General features: G+C 43.8%; 14 protein-coding genes and 1 other annotated feature. Of the genes, 2 read left to right on the top strand and 12 right to left on the bottom strand.

Annotation, left to right across the window (positions count from 1 at the left end):
- Nucleotide 1 precedes the first annotated feature (1 nt).
- The 6 genes from prmA to ACFO4R_RS10605 all read right to left on the bottom strand — a co-directional run bounded on the left by prmA (nucleotide 2) and on the right by ACFO4R_RS10605 (nucleotide 6,342).
- Nucleotides 2-946 carry a 50S ribosomal protein L11 methyltransferase gene (gene prmA, locus ACFO4R_RS10630; protein ID WP_379789094.1) on the bottom strand — a complete coding sequence of 315 codons (945 nt, stop codon included), beginning with the start codon at nucleotides 944-946 and terminating at the stop codon, nucleotides 2-4.
- Between the two features lie 393 nt (nucleotides 947-1,339).
- Nucleotides 1,340-1,858 (bottom strand): peptidylprolyl isomerase, encoded by a 519-nt coding sequence (locus ACFO4R_RS10625; protein ID WP_379789093.1) that lies wholly within the window; start codon nucleotides 1,856-1,858, stop codon nucleotides 1,340-1,342.
- 234 nt (nucleotides 1,859-2,092) lie between these two features.
- Nucleotides 2,093-3,415 (bottom strand): bifunctional folylpolyglutamate synthase/dihydrofolate synthase, encoded by a 1,323-nt coding sequence (locus ACFO4R_RS10620; protein ID WP_379789092.1) that lies wholly within the window; start codon nucleotides 3,413-3,415, stop codon nucleotides 2,093-2,095.
- 1,381 nt (nucleotides 3,416-4,796) lie between these two features.
- A complete protein-coding gene (locus tag ACFO4R_RS10615; RefSeq protein ID WP_379789091.1) occupies nucleotides 4,797-5,141 on the bottom strand; it encodes a phage holin family protein in 345 nt (114 codons plus the stop codon).
- A gap of 315 nt (nucleotides 5,142-5,456) precedes the next feature.
- Nucleotides 5,457-5,864 (bottom strand): GTP pyrophosphokinase, encoded by a 408-nt coding sequence (locus ACFO4R_RS10610; RefSeq protein ID WP_379789090.1) that lies wholly within the window; start codon nucleotides 5,862-5,864, stop codon nucleotides 5,457-5,459.
- 163 nt (nucleotides 5,865-6,027) lie between these two features.
- Nucleotides 6,028-6,342 carry a rhodanese-like domain-containing protein gene (locus ACFO4R_RS10605; protein WP_379789089.1) on the bottom strand — a complete coding sequence of 105 codons (315 nt, stop codon included), beginning with the start codon at nucleotides 6,340-6,342 and terminating at the stop codon, nucleotides 6,028-6,030.
- 699 nt (nucleotides 6,343-7,041) lie between these two features.
- Between ACFO4R_RS10605 and hemW the strand changes: the two genes are divergently transcribed.
- Entirely contained in the window at nucleotides 7,042-8,181 is a 1,140-nt protein-coding gene (gene hemW / locus ACFO4R_RS10600) for a radical SAM family heme chaperone HemW (protein ID WP_379789088.1), read from the top strand.
- A gap of 439 nt (nucleotides 8,182-8,620) precedes the next feature.
- On the opposite strand, the gene alaS is transcribed toward hemW, so the two are convergent.
- From alaS to ACFO4R_RS10575, 5 genes are all read right to left on the bottom strand, one after another.
- Nucleotides 8,621-11,257, bottom strand: coding sequence for an alanine--tRNA ligase (gene alaS / locus ACFO4R_RS10595; protein WP_379789113.1), 2,637 nt, complete (start codon nucleotides 11,255-11,257; stop codon nucleotides 8,621-8,623).
- Nucleotides 11,258-11,367: 110 nt separating this feature from the next.
- Nucleotides 11,368-11,571, bottom strand: a binding site (T-box leader).
- Nucleotides 11,572-11,608: 37 nt separating this feature from the next.
- Entirely contained in the window at nucleotides 11,609-14,095 is a 2,487-nt protein-coding gene (locus tag ACFO4R_RS10590; RefSeq protein WP_379789087.1) for an ATP-dependent Clp protease ATP-binding subunit, read from the bottom strand.
- On the bottom strand, nucleotides 14,092-15,111 hold the full coding sequence (locus tag ACFO4R_RS10585) for an ATP--guanido phosphotransferase (protein ID WP_379789086.1): 1,020 nt from the start codon (nucleotides 15,109-15,111) through the stop codon (nucleotides 14,092-14,094). The genes ACFO4R_RS10590 and ACFO4R_RS10585 overlap by 4 nt, the downstream gene beginning before the upstream one ends.
- The gene (locus tag ACFO4R_RS10580; protein ID WP_379789084.1) at nucleotides 15,108-15,605 is read right to left on the bottom strand and encodes a UvrB/UvrC motif-containing protein; all 498 of its coding nucleotides are present in this window, start codon (nucleotides 15,603-15,605) and stop codon (nucleotides 15,108-15,110) included. The genes ACFO4R_RS10585 and ACFO4R_RS10580 overlap by 4 nt, the downstream gene beginning before the upstream one ends.
- A gap of 15 nt (nucleotides 15,606-15,620) precedes the next feature.
- Nucleotides 15,621-16,085, bottom strand: coding sequence for a CtsR family transcriptional regulator (locus tag ACFO4R_RS10575; RefSeq protein ID WP_379789083.1), 465 nt, complete (start codon nucleotides 16,083-16,085; stop codon nucleotides 15,621-15,623).
- A gap of 456 nt (nucleotides 16,086-16,541) precedes the next feature.
- Between ACFO4R_RS10575 and ACFO4R_RS10570 the strand changes: the two genes are divergently transcribed.
- A complete protein-coding gene (locus tag ACFO4R_RS10570; RefSeq protein WP_379789081.1) occupies nucleotides 16,542-17,297 on the top strand; it encodes a hypothetical protein in 756 nt (251 codons plus the stop codon).
- A gap of 439 nt (nucleotides 17,298-17,736) precedes the next feature.
- On the opposite strand, the gene dnaJ is transcribed toward ACFO4R_RS10570, so the two are convergent.
- On the bottom strand, nucleotides 17,737-18,888 hold the full coding sequence (dnaJ, locus tag ACFO4R_RS10565; protein WP_379789080.1) for a molecular chaperone DnaJ: 1,152 nt from the start codon (nucleotides 18,886-18,888) through the stop codon (nucleotides 17,737-17,739).
- Between the last annotated feature and the right edge of the window lie 72 nt (nucleotides 18,889-18,960).

The raw sequence follows: 18,960 nt of genomic DNA, 5'->3' as shown, positions 1-18,960 counted from the left end.
TCTATTCTCCTTGCCTCGCTACCAAAGCATTCCATTCCCCTCGTTGCAGAGAATCCGATAAAACAAAACCGTTCTCTTCCAAGGCTCGGATAACTTCCTCTCTTTTTTCGTTGATGATCCCCGAAGCGATGAATAATCCTCCCTCTTTGAGGAAGTCTTTGACCGATGAGGTCAGAAGGATGATAACATCGGCCATAATGTTGGCAACGACAATGTCGTAGCGTTCATCAACCTCATCCACCAAATTTCCTTCCATGACTTTGATCTGCCCCTCAAGTTCATTGTATGAGATATTTTCCTTCGCAACTCGGACCGCCACGGGATCCAGGTCGATCGCAGCCACCTTGTCCGCTCCCAGTTTTTTTGCAGCGATCGACAGGATGGCGCTTCCACAGCCAACGTCCAAGACATCGTCTCCTTCTTTTAAATATTTCTCAATCAAGGAAAGACACATTGCCGTCGTCTCATGCTCCCCTGTGCCGAAGGCCATTCCCGGATCCATCTTGACGATGATCTCATCTTCCTTTGGCCCATACTCTTCCCATATCGGTTGGATCACGATCCTATCGGTCGCATGGAAGGTCTTAAAGTACTGCTTCCATCCATCCTCCCAATCCTCCTGCTCCATCTCGGATTTGGAGATGGCAAGTTCTCCTATCTCCAAACCGAAGTTTTTCAACTCTCCAATCTTCCTTCTCAGCCGGGGGATCACCTCTTCGATCTTCGTATCTTCTTGAGGAAAATACGCTTTGATGACCACGATATCAATCTCTCTGTTTTCTATTCCTTCATCGATGTAATCCCAATAAGGAAACTCTTCCTTAAAATGCTCCAAATCCAAGGGATCTTCGATCGAAAATCCCTTGGCGCCGATAGGATACAACATCTCGGATATCGCATCTACCGCCATGCGATGCGTCTGTATCTTCAACTCTATCCACTTCATAACCATCCCTCTTTTCACAACTGCTCTTACTATGAAAAACAGAGCAGAGATAGCCTCCGCTCTGCATATCTATAGCATTATTTTTTATCTTTCAATGCTGTTTTCTCCCACTTCCCATACTCTAAAAAGCCATGCACGAATCCAAAGTTCTTTTTCTGTTGTGTCAGTGCATATAGAGACCTTGTCAATCCGGAATCTCTAAAAATATGTTTGTCCAAGAACAAGCGACCTTGGAATACCTCTCAAATTATATTCTCTCGCCTCAGGCTAACACCGCACGAAGCTAAACCCCTGACTATAAGATTAGAAAATTTGTCATATCAATAACTTCAAGAGCTTTATCCTTCATATAGCATTGATGCATGTTATTTTTTCAAATTATACGGTATTAGCTTAGTTTTTCTCGGGTTCCGGGTATTCCTCTCCGAAGGTCTCTACACTGACTTCTTCCATTACGACATCTTCCAAAGGCTTATCGGAAAAATTCGTCTTGACCTTCTCCAAGTCCATCGCCAACTCCAAACCCTCAATGATCTGTCCGAAGGCTGCATACTGTCCGTCCAAGTGAGGACTGACCGAAGTCATCAGAAAAAATTGTGATCCCGCGGAGTCGGGGCTTGCCGAACGTGCCATAGAAATAACTCCCGGTGTGTGCTTCAGGTCATTGGCAAAACCGTTGGCGGAAAACTCTCCCTTAATCTGATAGCCCGGTCCTCCCGTTCCTCTTCCGTCCGGATCTCCTCCCTGGATCATAAACCCTTGAATAATCCTATGGAAGATAAGTCCATTGTAGAACCCTTTGTTGACCAAACTGATAAAATTGTTGACCGTGTTGGGAGCGATCTGGGGATAAAGCTCGATTTTTATTGCTCCCCTATCTTTTATTTTCATTGTTACTACAGGGTTTGACATAGTGATTTCCTCCTTATACTCGTTTACTTTTAAATATTTTTAACTTATATCTTCAATTTTTATATTGTATGACCGTATTTCTTTGCATATCGTTACTCAGTGATCGATATCGACAATCTGTATTCCACATAAGATAAAGCAGCTTTTTATAATTTTCGAATCAGTTGGACTACCCTTCAGTATCTTACGCTCCCCGATCGACAATTCGGTCGGATGACAGCATAAAAAATCGTCTTACTTTTGTGAGATACGGCCTTGATACCTTTCTTTGATCTCTCCTGCAAGGTAGAGAGAGCCTGTATACAGGATACAAAGCTTCTCCGATTCCGCAATCTCTTGTGCCCTCTCAATGACAAGATCAAGCCCTTCCACAAATTCCACCTTCTCTACTCTATGACGATATCTGTTCTCAAACTCTCCAAGCTCCATCGCTCTTTGTGAATCGAGATGAGTGAATATGGTGTACTCTGACAGATCTACAAGCCGATCGAGTATCTCCTGTGCCGTTTTGTCTTTCATCATAGCAAAGACCAGGATAAAACCCTTGATTTTAGCACTTTGTTTGAAATAATACAGGGTGTCGTAGAGAAGTTCCAGACCTACGCTGTTATGCGCTCCGTCAATGATGGCAAGAGGATCTTGTCCGACAATTTCCATCCTGGCAAAAATTCGTGCTTCTGCGATCGCCGACATCATAGTTGACTCCGATATCTTAACATAGGCCTTATCCTCCAAACAGTTGACCACACTGATGGCGGTCGCCACATTTTCGGCCTGATAGATACCGAACATCTTTGTTTCGATTCCGTAATACTGTCTGCGAAACGGCGATTTAAAGTCCATTGTGAGTTTGCCAAGTTCGAGACCTGTAATGTTAATCGAATCCACTGTTATCATATAGGCTGTAGCTCGATGATTAAATGCACTTTCAAATATCACCTCTTCGATATCCGACGTTCTCTGCGGTGCAACGATAACAGGAACCTCATCCTTGATGATTCCGCTTTTTTCGAAAGCGATCTTCGTGACCGTGTCTCCAAGAATGAACTCATGATCCAAGCCGATGGAAGTGATGACCGAAACAATCGGATTACAGATATTCGTCGCATCGAACCTTCCTCCCAAACCCACCTCCAAAATTACAAAGTCACATTCCTGACGGTGGAAATACAAAAAGGCGATCGCTGTCAAAACCTCGAATTCGGAAAGACCTTCTCCCGTTTTTTCAATGACGAGAGGTTCTTTCTCCGCCACCATGGAGGTAAAATAAGCCAATTCCTCATCTTCCATCATCCTGTCATTGACCTTAAAACGTTCGTTGACTCGGATCAGATGAGGAGATGTATATAGGCCCACTTTATAGTCTCCGCTGCGAAGGATGTAGTTTATATAGGTACAAACGGAGCCCTTTCCATTGGTTCCTGCAACATGAATCCCCTTGAGTTCCTTATGGACATCGTCAAACAAACTCATCAGATACTCCATTCGATGAAGACCTACGGTTCTGCTTATTTTCGGACGGTTCCATATATACTGTTTTGCTGCTTCTATCTGCAAGGCGAAACCCCCTTCTTCTCCTTTTCGTTCTCCTCTATTATACCTTTTGCAATGCAATTATGCCATATTTTCACAAAAATATCCAACTCTCTCCCCTTTGAACAACTTCCTATCTCTTAGGAAATCCCGCACCCGAGCAAGCCGTTGATTTTCCCTTGTATTCAAAGCTCTCAAAAGGTTGCCTGATCAAGATATTCAAGGCTTTTATCCTCGATATCGGATGGATTTTATGCTGATTGTTCAAATTACACGGTGTTATCCTTAGGAACAACTCGTCAACAGACAATACACCCCCGAAATCAAAAGAATCACTCCCAAACAGAAGGTAATCTTCTTAACACCCTTTACACCGAAAGTCTTTGTGTGCTCGTTCATCCGTCTTCCATACTCAAAAAAGCGCGGAAACTTAAAGGGTACTATACATAAGTAGCTCCCCAACAAAATTACTACAATTGAATATATCAGGTTCTCATTCATACGCCAATCCTTTCTTAACATTTCACTACATATTTCTGTCTTATCAATATCGAAACTCTATCGAACTTACGGTGTTCAGCGTTCCTTTCACCTGCCCCTCCTGTTCGTTTTGCTCATGAGTTTCTTCCAAAAAAACACCTTTCAATAGAGAGCATATCCGTTTCTTTATATTTGAACTTGCCGATTGCCTCTATAAGCGTTTTTATACTCTTCTTCAATTAAAAGGATGATTCTATCCGCTTGGTTATCAAAACAACATTTTTTAGTTCTGAAAAAGTCAAACACATCGATATCGACTTTTCAGATAGGTAGTAGTATGGTACGGCTGTTCATTCGGAAGTCCGAATATACAAGATATATCCTTGACCGAAAGACAGGTTGGAAAATGATATGCTTCAACGTACTTGCCTGTCTGTATTTGTCATTTTAATAGATCACAGTATACTACCGGAATTAATAAAAAAATAGATGTATCTTTGTGAACCTGTTTTTTTTGATATAATAAAAGGAAAACATGGAACCGCTACTGTGTTTTTTGAAAAACATCTTCTATTTTTCAAAACAAAAAGATGGAAGGCAAATACATACTTCTCCCATCTAACAACCGACGAACCTCCATATTTTATGAGTACCTACAAAAAACAAACATTCCCCTTCGTACAAACCTCGCTTAATACTCTTTATCCTTTGAAGTATGGATACCTCGGATTCGTATGCCGTCAAAGATCAAACGAATCTTTGCGGTTGCAAAACGGATATAACTACATTTCTATTGGAGAATCCTATAGGAGTGCAGTTCATCCTCTGCCAAAACGTCCTCACAAGATCGGTTTGTATTTATATCCCTGTTGGAGGCTTTCTCTTTTTCCGATGATCCTCTCCGCTCTTGCTTTGTAGCAACAACCTATCTGTCCATCATGGTTGTACTGAACATAACGTTTAAAATCGTAAACAAAATGGATGCCAAAATTGCCGAACCTAAACCTGCCACTGTGAAATTCGGTGTCAATACAGCCGCAAGTGCAAACACAATCCCATTCACAACCAAAGAAAATAACCCCAGGGTCAAAACCGTTATCGGTAGCGAAATAATTTGCAGTAACGGTTTCACCAAAGTGTTCAAAACAGCTAAAATCAATCCTCCGAACAAGGCCGATCCGATTCCTCCAACCTCGACTCCGGACATAAGTTCCGAAATAATAAACAAGATAATCGCATAAATAACCACTCTTGAAAAAAGTCCTTTCATTCTCCCGTCTCTCCCTTCATTGCAAAACATAATGTTACACCTAGGACTGTCGGCATCAGCCGGATAAGCTCTCCCTTCAACATAGAGGATATGGTTTCTTCCCGCGTGTAAGTCCCCTTCTTAACGAAAAAGGACTTCTCTTTGTTTCACGCTCCCGCCTTACGCCTACTATATTGATATCCAAACACATTTCAACTAAAACAACGTTTCTGTGGGAAAAATTTATGAGCTCCGGCAACCGACTTTGATCTTAACATTGAAATGACGGCTTGATTGCGGGTCTCATTCCATATTCACATATTGAAAAGCACTTTCTTATTGCTCCAGCATTGATAGCGCTTTAAGATACTTCCGCCTTCTTTTTCTGTCTCTTTCCGTGACAGTATGCAATCTGGTCAAGTCGGCATTGTGTCTCAAGTCACTTACCTTAACCTGCCTTGCGATTTCATCGTTCTTTATTCTCTGAATATAGTCAAAATAGTCTTCTTCCTCTTTATGTGTCAAAAGTAGAAGGGCCTGTTTCTGCCTATCGTTCAAAAAATAGAGTTCCTCCATTGTAATCTCGCTGTCTTCAATCACATCGTGCAACAGTGCAACGATCTTGGCTTCTCTATTCTTTACTCCCAGAGAAACTCGGATAGGATGAAAAATATAGGGTTTGCCCGCCTTATCTTTTTGACCCCTGTGGGCCCTGTACGCGATCCTTAACGCTTTCAGATACAACGATGCCTCCTCCTTTACTGAATTTCGAATTGTTCAAATTTAAACGGGTAGTAGTATTAAACATAGTCAAAGTCAAAGGCAAAGGATGGGTGTGCTTCCTTTTCAGACACATTCCGGTATTCCTTTCTCTTTTTGGATCTCAAAGAACTTGATCGAGCTCCTTTTATTTTTCGATCCTTCCCTTCCATCGAAGAAAGCTGCCCACGTTGTGACAATTGCTATACCCCATGCTCTTCAAGTAATTTGATACCATCGCGCTTCTCGCCCCCGAATGACAATAGAAGTAGTAGTCCTCCTCCTTTTTGGGAAAGAGTTCTTCAAAAGTATCCTCGATCTTATCCATAGGAATATTAACCGCCCCTTCGATATGTCCTTCCTCATACTCCTGCTTCGTTCTAACGTCTATGACCTTTACCTTTTTTTCTTCCATAATCTGTTGCAAGTCCTTCATAGAAAATTTTTTGCCAAACAAAAACATCCGCTTTACCTCCTTGTAAAATTTCTTATCTATGTATCCTATACCCTGTATTACATTGTTTACACAGGGTATCTCTTCTATAAACCATACTGGACACAGGGCTTTGATCGACGATCTTCGTGAGTCCTCCGGAGGCCATATTACGAACCTGTCATTTTCTTACCTGTAATACTATTTTTCAATAGAAATGTGGATATATCTATTTTTCGATGACGAAAAACTATGTTGTCTTCTATGGCTCACAGATTGTTTATATCCACTATTCAAAAGAATAGTAGTATAAGACGATACCCTGTACATATGAAATCTTGATTTTCCTATGAAGTTACAAGAAATAATGTCTTTTCAGATCAATGCTTTCGAGAAATTCAGTATTCACATACAGTGATTTTAGAATGATTTTTGAGCTTGATTGCAGCCGGCTGAGGAAGCTTTTGCCCTGTAATAAAATCTTAACATTTGAAGGGACTTTCTTCAAGAAGCTCAAAATATGCACGTTTAGAGTTTTTCAAAGCTGTTAAAACATACCCTTCTTCTTTTTTGTAAATTTTTTGAAAGAAATACCTTGATTTTTTGTATCAAAAAAGCTAAAGTATAAAAGTATTTTTTATCTTTTTCCACATTTGTTTGACAAAGAACCCTGAAGTATCAGGGCAAGGTGGATGGACACACTGTTTAGATGATGACAGAGGGTTTGATATGAATAAACCGATTTCTTTGTATATACACATCCCCTTTTGCAGGAGGAAATGTTCCTACTGCGACTTCACATCGTTTGCAAAACCGGTCGAGGTGCAGAGGGCTTACATCGATTCCCTTATAAAAGAGATCGACCTTTGGGATGAGTATATCTCCGACAAGGGTGTATCGACGGTCTTCATCGGAGGGGGAACTCCGAGCATTTTGGAAACACAGGATCTGAAACGCCTGCTCGAACGGATCTCGAAATTAAGGCTCTCCGATGAGCTTGAATTTTCCGTCGAATGTAATCCCGACTCTACCGATATTGAAAAACTGAATATTATGAGATCTTACGGCGTAAATCGGATCAGCTTCGGCCTTCAAAGTACCCGTGAGGAAGAACTCACCTTACTTCGACGCACACACGATTACGAAACCTTCCTACGTTCCTATGAGGCCGCAGGGAAGGCGGGATTCTCGAATATCAACGTCGATCTGATGTTTGCTCTGCCAAAACAATCCATCGAGCACCACCTATCCTCCCTGGAGAAGGTCGTCGCTCTCTCTCCCTCCCACCTCTCTCTCTACAGCCTGATCGTAGAGGAGAACACCTTGATGAAGAGGTGGATCGACGAGAAGAAACTCGTTCTTCCCTCGGAAGATGAGTATGTCGATATGTACCGCAGGACCATCCATTATTTGAAGAGAAACGGTTTTGTCCAGTACGAGATCTCAAACTTCTCCAAACCCGGTTACGAGTGTATTCACAATAAAAGGTACTGGGACAGGAGCGAATACCTCGGTCTGGGGATCTCCTCCGCCTCCTTTTTGGAGAACAGGAGATATACAAGCACCGATGTTCTCGACGAATTTTTGACCTCTCTTCGTTGGACGCCCGAAGCCCTGCACAAGATTGAGCCTCTCTCCAAGGAAGAAGTCTTTGAAGAGACGATCTTTTTGGGTATGAGGTTGAATGAAGGCCTTTCCCTCGATTTTTTGAGAGAGAAGTTCCACGAATTTATTACGGACAGCTTCTACTCAACTTTAGATTCTCTGGAAAAGAGAAATCTCATCATCCGAAACGATCGGGAGATCATCGCTCTGACCCAAAAGGGGATCGAGATCAGCAATCAAGTATTTCTGGAACTCTTATTATAGCCTTGTTCGCAAAATGGCGGACAGGGTATTTTTTTGCTTATACTATGCCCGATCAAAGTGTGGTTATATCTATTTTTCAGCTAAGGAAACATCGTACCAAGGCAGGTTTCTGATTTTCCTCCGGTTTTATAAAATACAAAAGTCTGTCATATCAATATTTCCAAAAGTTTCATCCTTCGTATAATACTATTTTTCAATAGAAGTATGGATATATCTATTTTTCAAACCACGAAACATCGTTCTATCTTCTATGGATCACAAGATTAGTTATATCCACAATTCAAAACAAGAATAGTATAAAAGTTTGTTTCATCGCTTTTAGAATAAGGGATATTGACACCTACTTCAAATCACAATACCGATAGTCTGTATCCCTCTCGATATTCCACAAAAAAGAGGAAGGCTGATCGCCCTCCCCTTATTTGCTCTCTTCTATCGTCTACAACTGTTTCAGCAAGGTTTCTTTTGCAACCGCAAGTGCCTCTTGAACCTTGGATACGTCCTTTCCTCCGGCTTGAGCCATATTGGCCTTTCCGCCTCCGCCGCCTTTTGCTATCTTGGCGACTTCACGAAGAAGGTTTCCGCAGTGAGCTCCCGTCTCCACCGCCTTCTTGCCTGCCATCGCAACAAAGTTCACCTTATCATCTTTGGGTGCCGCAAAGACCGCGACCAGATCAGCCTCCTTATCGGTCAGGGACTCCGCTATGTTTCGCATATCCTCAGACTCCATATCTTCAAACGCATAGGTCAACAATTGAAGTTCTCCCACCGCCTCTTTGTTTGAGAGGATCTCTCCCATATTGTCTTTCATAATCTTGGACTTGAGTTGGTTGATCTCTCTCTTGGCTTCCTTAAACTCATTCAACTGACTTTCCAGTCTTTCGGCAAGATTTTCTTCCTTCGTCTTCAGCTGAGAGGATACCTGAGCAATCAGAGCTTCCTTCGTCTTCAGAAGCTCATAGACTTTAAGACCCGTGATCGCCTCGATCCTTCTTACTCCGGATGCAACCCCCGATTCCGAAACGATTTTGAAGATACCGATCTCCGAGGTGTTCTGGACATGTGTTCCTCCACAGAGTTCTATGGAAAAATCTCCCATGGATACGACACGAACCCAATCTCCGTACTTCTCTCCGAACAAAGCCATAGCTCCTTTTTGTTTCGCTTCGTCAATGCTCATTTCTCTACAGGTTACATCCAGGTAAGAGTAGATCGCCTTGTTAACCATCTTCTCGGTCTGTTCCAGCTCCTGTGGCGTCATCGCCTCAAAATGGGTAAAGTCGAATCTCAGCCTGTCCGGAGTTACCAGAGAGCCCGCCTGTGTAACGTGATTGCCGAGAACGGTTCGGAGCGCTTTGTGCAAAAGATGGGTCGCCGAGTGGTTTCTCATGGTCTCTTCACGTCTTGAAACATTAATCTCAGCGACAAGGCTCTCGCCTTCGCTCACACTGCCCTCCACCACTTTTCCAAAGTGCATGATAAGACCGTTATGCCCTTTTTTCGTCTGGGTGACAAGAACCTTTCCGTGGTTTCCCTTAAGTTCCCCCTCGTCTCCTACCTGACCTCCGCTCTCCGCATAGAAAGGAGTTCTGTTCAAGATGAAAATGACCTCGTCTCCGTTGCTCGCCGTCTTTACAACCGTATCGTCCTTGAGGATGCTCAGGATCTGTGCTTCGACATTGTAGCTGGCATAGCCGTCAAACTCCGTCTCCTTGATGTCCAGATTGATCTCGTCGCTCTTCCATCCTTCGTTGTCGCTCTCCTTACGAGCACTCCTCGCACGTTCTCTCTGTTCCTGCATTTCCTTGAAGAAACCTTCTTCTTCAACCGTATATCCTTCTTCTGCAAGAATCTCCTTTGTAAGATCGAAGGGGAAACCGAAGGTATCATATAGACGGAAGGCTTTGTGAGGCTCCATCACCGTAAGACCTTTCTCCTTCATCTCTTCCATATCGGTCTTTAACAGTTCCAGACCTTGGTAGATAGTCTCTTCAAACTTTTCTTCTTCGATCTTGATCACCTTGCGGATATAGTCTTTCTTCTCCTCCAAGTCGGGATAGGAATCCCTGTTGATGTCGACAACGGTGCTCATCAGTTCAAATAAGAAGGGATTTTTATAACCCAGGAGCTTCCCGTGCCTTGCTCCCCTTCGAAGAAGTCTTCGAAGCACATAACCTCTTCCTTCATTGGAAGGAATGACCCCGTCCGCAATCAAAAAAGTTACCGCACGAATGTGATCGCAGATGATACGGATGCTTATATCATTCTTTTCGTCTTCATTGTACTTTACTCCCAAAATCCCTTCAATCCTATGGATGATGTCCTGCATGGTATCGATCTCAAAGATACTGTCGACCCCTTGCAACATACAAGCAACCCGTTCCAAACCCATTCCTGTATCAATGTTGGGTTTTGGAAGAGGCGTCAAGCTGCCGTCCTGCTCACGATTGAACTGTGTGAATACAAGATTCCAAAACTCCAAAAAACGGTCACAATCACAGCCCGGCTTACAGTCTTCACAATCACAGCCGAACTCCGGACCACGGTCAATATAAATCTCCGAACAGGGTCCGCAGGGACCGGTTCCGTTTCCTATCTCCCAGAAATTGTCCGCCTTGCCCAGACGTACAATCCTTTCGGGACTTACTCCAATCTTATCCTTCCAGATGTCAAATGCCTCGTCGTCCTCTTCATAGATCGTGACCCAGAGATGTTCGGGAGAAATCTCCAAGACCTTGGTCACGTACTCCCAAGCCCACTCGATGGCCTCGTTCTTAAAGTAATCTCCGAAGGAGAAGTTCCCGAGCATCTCAAAGAAGGTTGCATGTCTTGCCGTCATCCCTACATTTTCAATGTCTCCGGTACGAATACACTTTTGACAGGTGGACATTCTGTTTTTGGGAGGCTTCTCCACTCCCATAAAATAGTTTTTGAGCGGTGCCATGCCCGCATTGATAAGCAATAGACTGTTGTCGTTGATCGGTACGAGCGGAAAGCTCGGATGAATATAGTGTTGTTTGCTCTCAAAAAAATCCAAGTAACTCTTTCGAATTTCATTTACCGTTTTGAACTTCAATTCTACCATTTGTATTCCATCCTTTCTTTATCAATCATTTTTTCGTTCCAAGATAAAAACAAGGCGGACCGAAGGATATGCGTATAAAAAACGCCCCTATAACAAAATGTTATAAGGGCGATATTGATCGCGGTACCACCTTACTTTATATCAAAAGCAGATATCTTTGGGGAAGTGTAACGCATTCCACGCGTTCTCCATTACGAGAAGTTCTCCAAGACAGCTTCTCCTTGCCCTCGGTGAAAGCTCCCACCGACCGCTTCCTCTCTGAACTACCTCCGGACAAAAATACTTACTCTTTTCCACGAACTGTTCTTTTCATTATAGAAAAGGTTGTCGAAAAAGTCAACTCTATTTTTCAGTTCCTTCTCTTTCCTCCCTCGGTTCTTTATCACAGATTACCTTAAAGTCAAGACCTCCGTCTTTTTTAACAATGTCTACGGTGTTGTGATCCGTGATCTCCCCTCTTAAAATCCTGTCGGAGATTTCATCTTCCACCAGTTTTTGCAAAGCCCTTTTCAAAGGTCTTGCTCCGTATTCCCTGTCAAAGCCTTCTTCTTGAATGAGTTTCATTGCAGGAGCAGTAATTTTGATCTTGATGTCTCTGTCGCTGAGCCTGGATTGAAGATCTTTGACCAGCAATCCGACAATGGCCTCCATATCCTTTTCTCTCAGTGCATGGAAGACGATGATATCGTCCACACGATTGATGAATTCGGGTCTAAAGTGACGTTTGACCTCCTTCATCACCTTTTCCTTCATTTTTTGGAACTCGCTCTTCTCCTTCTCTTCCTCCGCTGCTCCCGTATCGAAGCCCATGGTCCTTGTATTTGTAGAGACCGAAGCTCCAAGGTTTGAAGTCATAATAATGACGGTGTTCTTAAAGTCTACGGTCCTGCCCTGAGAGTCGGTCAACCTTCCATCATCAAGAATCTGAAGCAGCATATTAAATACATCGGGGTGAGCTTTTTCGATCTCATCCAGGAGAATGACCGAATACGGCTTTCTTCTGATTTTTTCGGTCAATTGTCCTCCTTCTTCATAGCCCACATACCCCGGAGGAGAACCTATCAGTTTGGAAACGCTGTGTTTTTCCATATACTCGCTCATGTCCAGACGGATGATATCGTCTTCACTGGAGAACATCGCCTCTGCCAACGCCTTTGAGAGTTCCGTCTTTCCGACTCCCGTCGGTCCCAGGAAGATAAAGGAACCTATCGGTTTTTTCGCATCCTTGATGCCCGTTCTCGCACGTCGAATCGCCTTGGATACGGCAACTACCGCTTCATCCTGCCCAATGACCCTCTCGTGTAGGATGCTCTCAAGTTTCAAGAGCCGCTCACTCTCGGTTTCCTGCATTTTGTCCACAGGGATCTTTGTCCAGGCGGAAACGATGGAAGCAATGTCATTTTCGACAACGAAGCCCTCTTTGATCTTCGTCTTGTTTTCCCATTCTCTTTTTTCAGCTTGAAGTTCTTCGTAGATCTGCTTTTCTGTATCTCTCAATCTTGCAGCCTTCTCAAACTCCTGGTTGGCCACCGCCTCTTCTTTTTCGTTCTTGAGTTTTTCCAACTCCTTCTCTTTATCACGCACATCATCGGGGTGGGTGCTTTTTCTCAACCGCACTTTGGAAGCCGCTTCATCGATCAGATCGATCGCCTTGTCGGGCAAAAATCTGTCCGTAATATACCTGGAGGAGAGCTTTACAGCTGCCGCAAGTGCTTCGTCCGTAATCTTGACCTTATGATGGGCCTCGTACTTGTCTCTGAGACCCTTAAGGATCGCCAGCGTATCTTCGACCGTAGGCTCCTCGACCATAACTGTTTGAAAACGTCTCTCCAAGGCACTGTCCTTCTCAATATTTTTGCGATACTCATCAATTGTTGTCGCTCCGATTACCTGAACCTCACCTCTAGCCAATGCCGGCTTCATAATATTGGCTGCATCGAGAGAACCCTCTGTCGCTCCTGCTCCTACCAAGGTATGGATCTCGTCAATAAAGAGGATGACATTGTTGCTTTCTTTAAGCTCCTCCACCACCTTTTGGATCCTCTCCTCAAATTCTCCCCTGTACTTTGAACCGGCGACAAGGGATCCCATCTCCAAAGTCACGATCCTCTTTCCGAGAAGGGTCTCTGGAACTTCCTTGTTGATGACTCTCTGCGCCAACCCTTCTATAATTGCAGTTTTTCCAACCCCCGGATCTCCAATCAGGACCGGATTATTCTTGGTCCTTCTCGATAGGATCTGAATAATCCTCTCCACCTCGTTATCCCTTCCGATGACAGGATCGAGACGGTTTTCCGAAGCCTTTTTGGTCAGATCGTCTCCGTACTCGTCGATGACGGGAGTTTCGTCCTTGGAACGAGAAACATCCTCTTGTCGCTCCGAAGTTCCTAAGGGAGCCATGCCCTGCATCTGTCTCATCGTTTCTTCTCTCAAATAGCTCGTATTGACACCCATATCTCTAAGAATCCGATTCGCAAGATTATCCTTCTGATGTATCAGGGACAACAGGAGGTGTTCGGTTCCTACATAGTTTGTACCGAGCTGATTGGAGATGGCATTGCTCAATTCAAAGATATTTTTGACCCTGGCAGTCACCTCCACCCTCGTAATCTTTTCGTCGTTGCGACCGTCCATCAGCTCAATCATCTTGGACAGGGCCTCCTTAGACACATTGAACTCCTTCAGGACCTTGGAGGCTATACCTGTGTTCTCTGCCAACAGACCGTACAGGAGGTGCTCGCTCCCCAAGAAATTGTGTCCCATCTCCGCCGCCTTTTGGGAAGCAAGTTCCAGGGCTCTATTTGCTTTTTCCGTAAAATTCTTCATCATTTTTTCATCTCCCTTACTTCCAATTCCATGTTTTTGAACAAGTCTCTCAAGTACCTGCTCCTCATCTCATCTATCGTAATCCTTCCATCCTTTCTCATCAAAGAGCTGTCACCGACCTCCAACAGGGCCGTTTTGATATCCTCCCCCGATACTCCTTGAAACCAACCGAGGTTATATCCCAGCTTTATGTCCGAGAGCAGACCCATCGCTTCTTTTTGGCTCATCGTGTAGGAATACTTCAAGGCTCCTGAGCTCCTACCTATGCGATCAATGAAGGAAGATCCTCCCGTATGTTTCAGATACTGCTCTACGTTCTCCTCCTTCTCCAGCACATCCCGCACTATGAGCTTGAGCCTCCTTATCAATTCCTTCTCCGAATGACCCATGGTCACCTGGTTCGACAGCTGGAACAGGTTCCCCTGAGCATGACTTCCTTCTCCATACAGTCCTCTCACGGTGAAACCCTGCTTGGACAAAGCCTCAATCAGTTTGGGCATGTAGGAGAGCTCCGAAAGTGCGGGCAAATGAAGCAGGAGAGAACACCTCATCCCCGTTCCGAGATTTGTGGGGCAGGCCGTCAAATAACCGTATTTTTTCGAGAAGGAAAATCTTATCTTCTCTTCCAGTAGAGCATCTATCAAACTACAGTCCTCATAGGCCTCGTCCAAGTGATATCCTCTTCGGATGCCTTGGATCCGCAGATGATCCTCTTCGTTTATCATAATGGAAACGGGTCCGTTTTTTTGACTGTAAAGAGCCCCCAACGGAGAACGCAGGAGCTCCTTACTGATCAAGTGTTGTTCCAAAAGTCTTCTCTTCTCAAACTCATCCGTCTGCGACATCCTTCTAAGTTCAAACTGATCTTTCATACCTTTGTTGCCCTGTGACACTGCTCGAACTACCTCGTCAATGACCTTGTCGGCATCCCGGTGCGTCATATGGTTGGGAAAAACGATCCCCTTGATATTTCTAGCCAGTCTCACCCTTGAACTCAATACATAGGTTTCCGGATTCATTTCTCCCCTCGCCCTTCCTTCTCTCTGATCTCATCTCTAAGCTTTGCTGCAAGCTCATAATTCTCACTGCGGACCGCTTCCTCGAGTTGCTGTTTGAGAGCTTTGAGAGCGGGCTCCTCATCGGTTTCCCCCACTTCCTGAAGCGGAGTCTTTCCCTCATTGGTATCCGTTCCCTGAACCTCGATGATGAGGGGCTCGATCTCCTTGGAGAAGGTGTCATAGCAGTCTTCACAACCGAGAAGACCCATCTGACGGAATCTCTCCAAACTGCTGTTGCAGGTAGGACACAAAATGGTTTGTACTCCGTTTATCTCTCTTCCTCCCGTGAAGAAGTTGGAGAACAGTCCCGAAAATCCGAAATCGTCCATAAAGGGAAGTTGGATCTTCTTCTCCTTTGCACATTGGGAACAGATCGCAAGCTCCGTGACCTTTCCGTTTATATTTTGAGTCATATGGATTGTAGCCTCTCTCTCATGGCAATGTTGACATAACATAAAACATCCCTCCTCTTACTTGATATTTAACAATTGTGTGATGATCTTCTTCAACATCCTCTGCCTCAACAAGTCCCTCACTTCCTCCGAAGGGATGCCGAGGGTGTCGTCCTGCAAGAGCAGCGATAACAAGGCTGACTCATGCTCCGATACAAGACCTCGTTGGACAAGGGATTCCACTATCTTTAGCGCATACTTCTCAGATACCGGCTCCGCAAGTTTTTCTTCCGCGAGGTAAAGCAAAAACTCATAGTTTTTGTCATCCTGCAACCTCACTATGCGAATGTAGCCGCCACCCCCACGCTTGCTCTGTGTGAGATAACCATTCTCGAAAGTAAAACGCGAGGTCAATACATAGTTGATCTGAGAGGGAGCACAGTCAAAAAAAGTCGCCAATTCGTTTCGTTTCAATTCCACTTCCGTCTGTTCATCCAACATTTCCTTGATAAACCGTTCTATTACATCTGTTAATCGTGCCACATAAGCCCTCTCCTTTTTATTTGTCTTTGACTTTCTTTGACCTTTAATGATATTATATATCCTTTCTCTTCAAATGTAAATAGTTTTTTAAGTTTTTTTGCTTTACAAAGAAGTAACAATTTGAGCAATACTTGTTTTTTATTTTTTCAAAGATATTGATACTTCGTATCTTTATCTTCATCTTCTGTTTATTTTTACATTTTTTATATTATTTAAACGTTTCTTTTCTCCTATAATAAAAACATCCGGTGCTTGAAATTGAAAAGCTGATATTACTATTCCTTTGAATGATGGATATAACCAATCTTGTGATCCATAGAAGACAAAACAATGTTTCATGGTTTGAAAAATAGATATATCCATACTTCTATTGAAAAATAATATGAAATATTCTTCACACAACGAACAGATCAGACTCTACATCAAAACTCAAACTTTTAAAGGAGGACGTTACTTATGAAAAACCCAAAATCCCTCAAAATCAGAAGGTATTTCTTTGCCTTTATACTCTTTACCCTACCTCTTCTTGCTTTTTTGGTGTTCCGTTATCAACTTGCTCAAGAAGATGTCTTTGTTTCTGAATATTCCGATGACAACTATTTTGCTATAAAAGATGCCTTCATTGATACCGGCGGAAGATTTTGGAACCAACCCGACACTCACATCGCTCATAGGCTTACCTTTCATAATGAGAAACCTCTCGATATGACAGTTACGATTATGACCCCGGATCAAAAAGACATCCGTATTACAGTTCCTGCAAATTCAACTCAAGAATATCTTGATAACCGTGTAAAATCAGGAAGATATGAACTTGACTTTCAAAATGACGAAGGAGATCCGAGAGGCACTTTTTCAATCCAAATCGGACGCCAGCCCTTCCAACTCCCTGAAACAACGAGTGGAAACACCTTAGTTTTAAACAGTTCTCCTGCAGATACGGGCGGAAGAGAGTGGATACAAAAAAAATCGGAAAAAGCCTATAAGCTTCACCTTCAAAATGACCGAGAAATCGAGATGATCGTTACTGTCAGTGAACCCGGAAGAGAGGACACTCGCATCATCGTTCCTCCAAAGAAAGTCGAAGAATATGTGCAAAACAATGCAAAAAAAGGAAGATATTCCCTTGATTTTCAAACCTCGGATGGGAATCCCAAAGGTAGAGTTCTCGTAGAAGTTTCAGAAACCTCTTTTCCACATCCTTCAAACTGATATTTGTAATACTGTCATACAGATGGAAACTAAGAAATCATGAATCGAAGCGTAACTTCAAGGAAGATTTGAAATTCTTTTCTTTGCTGACGCTTTTGCAAGGTATTAAGAGAGATCCGTGTTTCCAAGGCGTATTTCCATATTGGATATTTAGTTATACTCATTATCTTTACTGTTCGCAGTCTGTACTTTATACAGGATGCAACGCTGTTCATGGTTAGAGCACAAATATAACTACTCTTCTATCGAAAAATAGTATAGGCTGTCTTTGCCACTTCTTATACTATTCCTTGACCGGTTGAAGGTCTTGAAGTGAGTCATCATCCAAATTGTTTTTCGGTAGTTATATTCTGTATATCCGAAATATCAAAGGATAGTATTATCTCCCGATAAAAAAATCTTCAAGCAACTGTTATTACAGTGTACTTGAAGATTTTTTTTAATCGAGAGCTTCTTTGATCTCATCCTTGAGCTTACTCCAAAAGCCCTTGCTCTCTCCTGTCGGGGTCTGTCCCATCTCAACGGCAAAGGCTCTGAGAAGCTCTCTTTGTTTGTCGGTCAACTTCTTAGGCACCTCTACCTTGACGCGAATCCTCTGATCTCCGCGTCCTCTTCCGTTGCGATAGGGAATACCCTTGTCCTTAAGTCTGAATATCGTTCCGGTCTGCGTTCCTTCGGGAATCTTATACTTGACTGTTCCATCCAAGGTCGGCACTTGGATCTCATCTCCTAACGCCGCCTGTGCAAAGGAGATGGGCATATCCATCCATACGGTATTTCCGTCTCTGACAAAGATTTCGTGAGGCTTGATTCGAATATGGATCAGAAGGTCTCCCCTAGGTCCGCCCTTTTCTCCCGGTTGTCCCTGACCACTCATACGAAGCATCATGGAATCTTCAATCCCTTCCGGCACCTTGACGGAAACCGTCTTCTTGCCCGGCACGGTCTTTCTGCCTCCACACTTGGGACACTTCTGTTCTATAATCTCACCCTCTCCGTGACAGGTAGGGCAGGTGGTTGACTGCACCATGGTTCCAAAGGGGGTTCTCACCTGCTGATTGACTTGACCGACTCCATGACAGGTCGGACACTGCTTGGGCTTTGTTCCCTGCTTTGCCCCCGTTCCATGACAAGCATCGCACTCTTCCTGACGGTTGAAGGTAATGTCCTTCTCCGTCCCGAACGCCGCCTCTTCAAAGGTAAGATCCATTGAATAACGCAGGTCGGCACCCTTTCTCGGGCCGTTTCTCCTCTGACGCATACCTCCGCCCCCGAAGATGTCCCCGAACATACTGCCGAAGATATCGCCGAAATCTCCGAAGTCCGCACCCTGAAAACCTCCTGCTCCTCCGAAACCGCCATTGCCTCCGAGGCCTGCATGCCCGAACTGGTCATAGGTTTTTCTTTTCTGAGCATCGGAAAGCACTTCATAGGCCTCATTGATTTCCTTAAATTTTTCTTCCGCCTCTTTATCTCCTTGGTTTTTGTCGGGATGGTACTTCATCGCCTGTTTTCGATAAGCTTTTTTGATCTCCTGCTCGGTTGCGCCCCGCTCAACGCCTAAGACCTCATAATAATCTCGTTTTTCCATCCATTCTCCTCCTGAACTATAACAGACAACAGGTAGCCTTATGCACAAGCTACCTGATCGCCGTTATATTGT

The sequence above is a fragment of the Filifactor villosus genome (genome assembly GCF_042652965.1).
In the GTDB taxonomy this organism is placed as follows: Bacteria; Bacillota; Clostridia; order Peptostreptococcales; family Filifactoraceae; genus Filifactor; species Filifactor villosus.
Note: the sequence above shows the minus strand (reverse complement) of the source record. Positions and strands in the feature narration are given on the sequence as shown.

What these genes read in the sequence shown, in the direction of transcription:
- ACFO4R_RS10605 (WP_379789089.1), bottom strand. Translation starts at nt 6,342, where the DNA reads ATGTTTTTGTTTGGCAAAAAATTTTCTATGAAGGACTTGCAACAGATT.
- ACFO4R_RS10590 (WP_379789087.1), bottom strand. Translation starts at nt 14,095, where the DNA reads ATGATGAAGAATTTTACGGAAAAAGCAAATAGAGCCCTGGAACTTGCT.
- ACFO4R_RS10585 (WP_379789086.1), bottom strand. Translation starts at nt 15,111, where the DNA reads ATGAATCCGGAAACCTATGTATTGAGTTCAAGGGTGAGACTGGCTAGA.
- ACFO4R_RS10580 (WP_379789084.1), bottom strand. Translation starts at nt 15,605, where the DNA reads ATGTTATGTCAACATTGCCATGAGAGAGAGGCTACAATCCATATGACT.
- ACFO4R_RS10570 (WP_379789081.1), top strand. Translation starts at nt 16,542, where the DNA reads ATGAAAAACCCAAAATCCCTCAAAATCAGAAGGTATTTCTTTGCCTTT.
- prmA (WP_379789094.1), bottom strand. Translation starts at nt 946, where the DNA reads ATGAAGTGGATAGAGTTGAAGATACAGACGCATCGCATGGCGGTAGAT.
- ACFO4R_RS10625 (WP_379789093.1), bottom strand. Translation starts at nt 1,858, where the DNA reads ATGTCAAACCCTGTAGTAACAATGAAAATAAAAGATAGGGGAGCAATA.
- ACFO4R_RS10615 (WP_379789091.1), bottom strand. Translation starts at nt 5,141, where the DNA reads ATGAAAGGACTTTTTTCAAGAGTGGTTATTTATGCGATTATCTTGTTT.
- hemW (WP_379789088.1), top strand. Translation starts at nt 7,042, where the DNA reads ATGAATAAACCGATTTCTTTGTATATACACATCCCCTTTTGCAGGAGG.
- dnaJ (WP_379789080.1), bottom strand. Translation starts at nt 18,888, where the DNA reads ATGGAAAAACGAGATTATTATGAGGTCTTAGGCGTTGAGCGGGGCGCA.